The organism is Legionella tucsonensis (assembly GCF_001468035.1).
Lineage (GTDB): Bacteria > Pseudomonadota > Gammaproteobacteria > Legionellales > Legionellaceae > Legionella > Legionella tucsonensis.
In genome coordinates this window covers 759010-765009 of record NZ_LNZA01000001.1, presented here as the reverse complement: position 1 = coordinate 765009, position 6000 = coordinate 759010, and the positions used below count along the sequence as shown (strand labels likewise).

Genomic DNA, 6000 nt, shown 5'->3' with positions numbered 1-6000 from the left:
TTAGCTCAGGTGGTAGAGCAGGAGGCTTTTAACCTCTGTGTCATAGGTTCGAATCCTATACGGCCCACCATTCTGGTAACTAATCTCCAATATCAACCAGAAGAAAATGACAAAATATTAAATCCACACCCCATTGCGCTCGTAGCTCAGCTGGATAGAGTACTTGGCTTCGAACCAAGGTGTCGGGGGTTCGAGTCCCTCCGAGCGCGCCATTTAAAATCTTACACAACAATAGGCTGTTTAGGATGTGCATTTTTTAAATGATTCGCTATGATGTAGACAGTACGAGGAAAGACAGCGGATGTCCTTATAAGGATTATTTGAACGCATTAAGGATGATGCACTACCACATGGATGTGGTCTGTCTCCTCGGAACACTATAAATCAAAAGATAATTGCCTCATTTCATCAAGCTTTTCTTGTTTTAATTTAATTCCTACACCTAGAAGCCGTACCGGCAGACGTTTTCGCAAATAACCTTCTTGGATTAATCTACATACCACGTGCAACTCAAGGTGATTAATAACCTGCTCTACGGTAGTTTGTTGAAAATCATTAAATTTCAATTTTACAAAAACAGTATGAATGCCTGAAATCTCACCAGCACGCCGGATGCGTCCTTCAAGCCGGGTAATTAATTCGGGCAAGGCAGCCAGGCAGGCCTCAATATCAGGCAAATCATTTAAATAAGTCTCTTCCACACTAATTGATTTACGAATACGCTCTGGGTTAACTGGACGATTATCAATACCGCGAGCTAACTCATAAAGCCGTTGCCCCATAGTCCCAAATTCATGATACAGATATTCTTGTGAATACTGCTGCACATCAGCGCAGGTTTTAATGTTGTAGGTGTTTAATTTTTCCTCCATCTTAGGACCTACCCCAAATAATTTACGCACGGGTAAATTAAGCATAAACGCCGCAATCTCATGGGGCTTAATCACCATTTGTCCATTAGACTTATGCCAATCACTAGCGATTTTGGCTAAACTCTTATTTGGAGCAATACCCGCACTGGCTGTAAGCTTGCGCGTCTGAAAAATGCGCTCGCGTATCTCTTGTGCCATCCAAGTAGCACTTCCCTTACAATTAGGCGAATGCGTCACATCAAGATAGGCCTCATCTAAGGATAAAGGCTCTATTAAATCGGTATAGTCCGCAAATATCTCCCGTACGTAGTAGCTTTCTTGTTGGTAGACGTCCATCCGACCAGGACGCACAATAAGATGTCGGCAAAGTTTTAGTGCCTGTGCGGTCGACATCGCAGAGCGCACTCCAAATTGTCTTGCTACATAATTACTGGTTGAAATAACGCCTCGTTGGGAGGCAAGCCCACCTACCGCCATAGGCTTATTGGCAAGCTCGGGGAAATCGCGCATTTCAATGGCTGCATAAAAACAATCCATATCAATATGAATGATTTTACGTAAGCCCTCCTGCTCGTCTTTTTCTTTTTCAGCATCCATGCTAATAAAAACCCACTTTAGGGACATCACTCCGGCGCGTGGTGTAGACAAGCGATTTAAGTTCAGCGCGCATACCCCAAGGCTTAGAATAACCTTCAGCAGCTAAGCGAAGGGTACTTCTCCCGTATTTTTGATTCACTTTATCCAATACACTCACCAAGCATTCCGTATGTTCTAGCTCTTCATCCGTAGGTTGGTGAAACGTATCCAATTGGCGTGGGTCTTTGGGTATTAAATCTTCTAAACAGACCCCGACTTTTTTATAAAAATAGCCTTGCTTAAAAATACGTCGCAAACACCGTTTAGCAATGTGGGTGATTAACAGCAAATCATCGGTAGCATTCACTAAGCGAAATTCCATGGCTTGAAAATGTTGTGCCAAATCCTGGCGGAAACGATTGGTGTGTACAAAGACGTACAGACGTTGTACTACTAATCCTTGAGCACGCATTTTCTCCACTGCACGCGCACAATGGCCACTCACTGATTGCGCAACACTACTAAATTCAGTTTGCATCTGGCCAAAACTTTTTGAAGACATGATACTTTGTTTAGGCTCCACCTCCTCTAGTCCACCGCAAGCTATGCCTTGAAGCTCCATCGCGGTTCGCATGAGTACCACATTAAAACTTTTTTTCACTTGATGCGGATTGTGAATGGCCAAGTCATAAGCGGTATAAATTCTTCGCGCCAACAATTTTTTTTCCCATTGACGCCCTACTCCCCAAATATCCCCCACGGCGATTTGTTTTAATAGATTTTCACGTTGTGCCGTGATATTAAATACTGGAATTTTGAACACCTTTTTACAACAATGATTAGCGAGTTTTGCAAGCGTTTTAGTCGGCCCAATACCAATGGAGGTAGGAATGCCGGTGTGTTTTAAAATTTTCTTCTGCAGCATCGCGCAAAAGGAGTCATGCAATTCAGCAGGCATGCTGCTTAAATCCAAGAACGCTTCATCAATGGAGTAGATTTCTACATGCGGCCAACTCTCCTCAATCGTACACGTCACCCGATGACTGATGTTGCCATATAAGGTGTAATTGGATGAAAAGGCCTTAACCCCATGCTGGATATATAAGCCTTTTATCTTAAAATAGGGTTCTCCCATGGCAATGCCTAGAGCTTTTGCTTCATTGGAACGTGCAATACAACAGCCATCATTATTGGAGAGCACCACAATGGGTGTAGTGCGCAAATCGGGTCGAAAAAAGCGCTCGCAACTGGCGTAGAAATTATTACAATCAATAAGGGCAAACATATTAAATTGTCTCATGAAGGACTAAAGTAACCACACCCCAAATAACCATCTCACAATCTTGCGTAATGTCGATGGGTTTGAACTTGGGATTCGCTGGAAGCAGTTGCACTCTGTCCTGCCTTTTAGACAAGCGCTTTACCGTCAGCTCCCCGTTGACTGCGGCAATTACAATATGTCCATCAGCCACCTCAATACTTCTATCCACGAGTAACCAGTCACCTGAAAAAATGCCCGCCTCAATCATGGAGTCACCGGTGGCTTGCAACACAAAGGTCGCTGAAGGATGTCGAATAAATTTAGTATTTAAATCCAGATACCCCTCGATATAATCATCTACAGGGGATGGAAAACCCGCCTGAACTTTACTGGAAAATACTGGCAATTGATAATTAGGGCCGTCTTTTAACCGTTCAAACTCAGCCAGTACCGATACCGGTACGCGAATCGCTTTAGTTACCTCCCCTTTTGGACGCCCCGCCCCTACTCTTTTTCCACCGCGTGGTGACATAATAAACTCTTATTTTTGATTTTAGTACAGATATCATAGACAGGGAAAATTAAGCTGTAAAGCAGGCCTAAGCAACACATCAAGGGAAAATACCTTAAGTCTTCAAGAATATTAGAAAAAAAAATTTTACCTTGAGAGTTAGGGAAAGAGCTATCGATAGTATTAAAAATTAATTTTAACTTTTAACTAGGGAGTAGTATTTACAGATATACATACACTTTTAGTTTAATTAAACATAAAAAATAAACCAATCACTTGTGTTGCTCATGTACTAATTAAGCTAATATATCATTGTTTTTGCAGCACATTAACAGAATAAGTTCTTCAAATGCCATCCACCACAATATAATTTCCAATTTCCAAATTGGAAATCGGAAACCATCCTGCTATAATTCTACTAAAACAGACTGGAGTTTTTCATGCTTAAAGGGCAAGACATAGCTATTCTAATTAAATTGCTTTTAAAAAATAATACTAAAGAAAAAATTGAGTTTAAAAGCATCGCTCATGAGCTTTATATCAGTCAATCTGAAGTGACAAAAAGTATTAAAAGGCTTGAAACTACGAAGCTTATAACGCGTTATTCGGATGATAGCATTGAATTACATAAGCACGAGCTTATGGAGTTTTTTGTCCATAGTGTGAAGTATCATTTTCCAGCGGAAATTAATATAGCAACACGTGGCATGCCAGCGGTCTATAGCTCTCCTTATTTTAAAAAATTAATCATGAGCGAAGAATCCTATGTATGGCCCTATATTAATGGTGATACAAAAGGTCTTGCCCTAACCCCTATATACAAAGCATTACCTAATGCTTTGGATAGATGCCCTGATGAGAATTTTTATGCCATTATTAGTGCACTTGATCTGATTCGATTAGGTGGGAAACGAGAAAATAAAATTGCAAAAGAATTATTGGAACAATTTATATGGAATCAATAAGAGTTAAACAAAACAATGAAGCACTTTATAAGGCAGCAACCCTTTTAAAAGATCTAAATGAACAAGTTGTTTATGTCGGTGGCAGGATCGTTGGGCTATTAATCACTGATTTAGTAGAAGATGATGTACGACCAACCTATGATATTGATGTCGCTCTGGATTTAGGAAGAACTGATATTGTTGCCCATTATTCTTTACAGAAAAAACTGGAAAGCTTAGGTTTTAAGCCGGATGGAAATGTCAATTGCAGATATGTGTTAGATGATTTTATGATTGATGTCATGTACACCGATGGTGTTTTACAAGGAATCAATTCAAATTGGTATCAAGCAGGCTTTGACAATGCAATTGAGATTCAAATTAAAGACAAAAAAATCAAAATACTCAGTGCTGTCTATTTCATTGCTACAAAACTTGAGGCGTTTACTGATAGAGCATATATGAATAATGATTATTGGGATTGCAAGGATTTAGAAGATATCATCAATGTTATTAATGGCAGGCCTGAATTATTAGTAGAAATAATGGATTCACCAAAAGATGTTGTCCAATTTATTTCAGGATACTTTAAAAAGCTCATTGAAGATCCTAAATGGTTAGAAGCGATAAAAGCAATCGCTCGACTTGAACGCTCTAGAAATATTGTTTTGGGGGCAATGGAAAAAATTAGCGCCTTGTAAACTGAATATTCAAAATCTACGATTGGTTTTATTTACAACAAAAAGTTTAATTTTATTCTGTGACCAAAACGTGTCTCAACTGTGGCGGCACTCCGCTGTAATAGGCAGTTTCTGGTGAGTTTGACGCTTCTCAATGTATTGATTTATAACGAATTTAAAACTAGAGCATCAGGCTTCGAACCAAGGTTCCTGGGGTTCGAGTCCCTCCAAGCGCGCGCCAATCAATCGTTATAAATCAAGAGGTTACGTTAATTTTCAAGGGTTCAAAAAAAGGGCTCTTTTCCATTTAAGAGGGCAGCTATAATCATGCGATGAAAGCCTTCTGTTATTCCATTAGATTTACTAAATTTTCAATACCAGCTCGTTTAAGAGCTTTTAACCAGCATGATTGGTGTTTTGCCTTGGTAGGTAAAAACAAACCTGGGGTGAGTTCCATACCTGGACTGTAGAACTTCAATAGCATTGTCATTAAGCGAAACAGAAATAGCTTTTTTTGTCTTTGCTTGATCAGGGTGCACGCAAGCGTGTCGTCTAATCATGTCAACATCTTTCCATTCTTAGTAAAAAATACTTATTATTTAATAGTTATCCCAATAGTAGTATATAATTTAAATACTCTATCAATAAAAGAGGTTCAATGCCATGGGTAAAGATCTATATGTATTGAAAAAGATGTCTCTATATCATGGTAAATTATCACGCGATGACTCAGAAGAACTTTTACAGGGTAAACCAAATGGTTCATTTTTAATTCGCGACTCTTCTATTAAAGACCATCATGTCATTACCTATGTAGAGGATGATCAAATTGAACATCAACTTATTTTTCTAGAAGGTCAAGGAAACGAATACAGTCAGTCTAGTATTAATGATCAAGCGATTCGTGTGGATAATATAAAAAATTATTTGGATAGAAACGAAGCACTATATAGCAATCCAATTGAACGAGAATCATTTAAAAATAAAATGGGACCTAGAAAAAAAGATGAATCTCCAGATGAAACTCCCAAGGATAGCTTTCGTCCTTAAAACATTCGGCCAAGAGGATATGTTTTGATGAATAAAGTCCATATACGATGCAAAACCTTTCGCATTTCACTAGGGGTGTGATGCGTTTTAAGCATGTAGAGAGTGT

Annotated in this window: 6 protein-coding genes and 1 tRNA gene; 4 read left to right on the top strand and 3 right to left on the bottom strand. The window is 39.2% G+C overall.

The window, feature by feature from the left end:
- Nucleotides 1-135: 135 nt before the first annotated feature.
- A tRNA-Arg gene (locus tag Ltuc_RS03255) sits at nucleotides 136-212 on the top strand.
- A 165-nt stretch (nucleotides 213-377) separates the two neighbouring features.
- Here Ltuc_RS03255 and dinB read toward each other — a convergent pair.
- Genes dinB through Ltuc_RS03240 form a run of 3 tightly spaced genes read right to left on the bottom strand, consistent with a single transcriptional unit; the run spans nucleotide 378 to nucleotide 3241 of the window.
- Nucleotides 378-1469, bottom strand: a complete 1092-nt coding sequence (dinB, locus tag Ltuc_RS03250; RefSeq protein WP_058519909.1) for a DNA polymerase IV — start codon at nucleotides 1467-1469, stop codon at nucleotides 378-380.
- Between the two features lies 1 nt (nucleotide 1470).
- Nucleotides 1471-2733 (bottom strand): Y-family DNA polymerase, encoded by a 1263-nt coding sequence (locus Ltuc_RS03245; protein WP_133138252.1) that lies wholly within the window; start codon nucleotides 2731-2733, stop codon nucleotides 1471-1473.
- A 1-nt stretch (nucleotide 2734) separates the two neighbouring features.
- Entirely contained in the window at nucleotides 2735-3241 is a 507-nt protein-coding gene (locus tag Ltuc_RS03240) for a LexA family protein (protein ID WP_058519907.1), read from the bottom strand.
- Nucleotides 3242-3660: 419 nt separating this feature from the next.
- Here Ltuc_RS03240 and Ltuc_RS03235 point away from each other — a divergent pair, with 419 nt between their 5' ends.
- From Ltuc_RS03235 to Ltuc_RS03225, 3 genes are all read left to right on the top strand, one after another.
- Complete coding sequence (locus Ltuc_RS03235; protein ID WP_058519906.1) at nucleotides 3661-4185, top strand: helix-turn-helix domain-containing protein; 525 nt, start codon at nucleotides 3661-3663, stop codon at nucleotides 4183-4185.
- Nucleotides 4173-4865 carry a hypothetical protein gene (locus Ltuc_RS03230; RefSeq protein WP_058519905.1) on the top strand — a complete coding sequence of 231 codons (693 nt, stop codon included), beginning with the start codon at nucleotides 4173-4175 and terminating at the stop codon, nucleotides 4863-4865. Before Ltuc_RS03235 ends, Ltuc_RS03230 begins: the two co-directional genes overlap by 13 nt.
- A 642-nt stretch (nucleotides 4866-5507) precedes the next feature.
- Entirely contained in the window at nucleotides 5508-5894 is a 387-nt protein-coding gene (locus Ltuc_RS03225) for an SH2 domain-containing protein (protein ID WP_058519904.1), read from the top strand.
- Nucleotides 5895-6000: the final 106 nt, after the last annotated feature.

Coding starts and splice junctions, on each gene's coding strand:
- dinB (WP_058519909.1), bottom strand. CDS start 1,469: ATGGATGCTGAAAAAGAAAAAGACGAGCAGGAGGGCTTACGTAAAATC.
- Ltuc_RS03245 (WP_133138252.1), bottom strand. CDS start 2,733: ATGTTTGCCCTTATTGATTGTAATAATTTCTACGCCAGTTGCGAGCGC.
- Ltuc_RS03240 (WP_058519907.1), bottom strand. CDS start 3,241: ATGTCACCACGCGGTGGAAAAAGAGTAGGGGCGGGGCGTCCAAAAGGG.
- Ltuc_RS03235 (WP_058519906.1), top strand. CDS start 3,661: ATGCTTAAAGGGCAAGACATAGCTATTCTAATTAAATTGCTTTTAAAA.
- Ltuc_RS03230 (WP_058519905.1), top strand. CDS start 4,173: ATGGAATCAATAAGAGTTAAACAAAACAATGAAGCACTTTATAAGGCA.
- Ltuc_RS03225 (WP_058519904.1), top strand. CDS start 5,508: ATGGGTAAAGATCTATATGTATTGAAAAAGATGTCTCTATATCATGGT.